Genomic DNA, 791 nt, shown 5'->3' with positions numbered 1-791 from the left:
ACAACAAAGTTGATGTACTCGAACGCCGCCTCCTCGGTGTCCTCCGGCAGATTGGGCTGAATGCGCGTCAGCTCGAGCTTGCGCGCCTCGGCCGCGAAAGCGTCGGCCTCGGCCTGGGCGGCCGTTGCCTTGGCATCGGCTATCGCGGCGAGGTCGTTCTTCCCGGATTTCCGAAAGTTCTCCGCGTCCATCCTTTGGAGCCGGGCCTGCTTGGCCGCCTCATAGGATTTGGTCGCCTGGATGTCCGCCGTGCGCACGATCGGATTGTACTTGTCGACGGCCGCCTTCTCGGCCTTATAGACGTCGTAATCGGGGTTCAGCTGGAACAATTTGGCCGGCCCGCTCATGGCCTTGCTCAGATCCATCAGGCCCCAGCCGTAGACCCGGTCGATTCCCGGCGCGCCGAGATCTTTCGCCGTGGTCAGGAGCGTGTCGCGCACCTGCCAGTTCTGGAGATAGGGGAAGCGGGAGGCCGTCACGGCCGCTCCGGCGGCGACCGTCGGCGTGGACATCGAGGTGCCGGAGATCACCCCGAGCGCCGGCTTCAGGCTCGCCAGCTTCTCGGCGTCGCTCGCGTCCGACGGCGCGGTGGTGACGACGACCGGGGCCAAGATCTTGTATTCGCTGGCCGGGATCTGGTCCGAGTCCAGCGGCACGAAATCGGCAGTCACCTTGGTTGGAACCGTCGGACTGTCATATCGCTTGAGATACAGGTCCGTGCCCTCGGGCGGCTTCGGCGCCGTGACCAGTTCCGAGCTGCGCTCCTTATAGGCCCCGCCCGCCGCGGCGAT

1 protein-coding gene is annotated in these 791 nt (G+C 65.6%); it reads right to left on the bottom strand.

Annotated elements, in window-relative coordinates; translation table 11 throughout:
• On the bottom strand, nucleotides 1-791 hold a 791-nt coding region (locus KVS69_RS18490), incomplete at both ends, for a S8 family serine peptidase (protein ID WP_217539444.1).

The organism is Stenotrophomonas sp. GbtcB23, assembly GCF_019091045.1.
Classification (GTDB): domain Bacteria; phylum Pseudomonadota; class Gammaproteobacteria; order Xanthomonadales; family Xanthomonadaceae; genus Stenotrophomonas; species Stenotrophomonas rhizophila_A.
The sequence above is the reverse complement of the archived record's forward strand: the minus strand, read 5'-3'. Positions and strand labels throughout refer to the sequence as shown.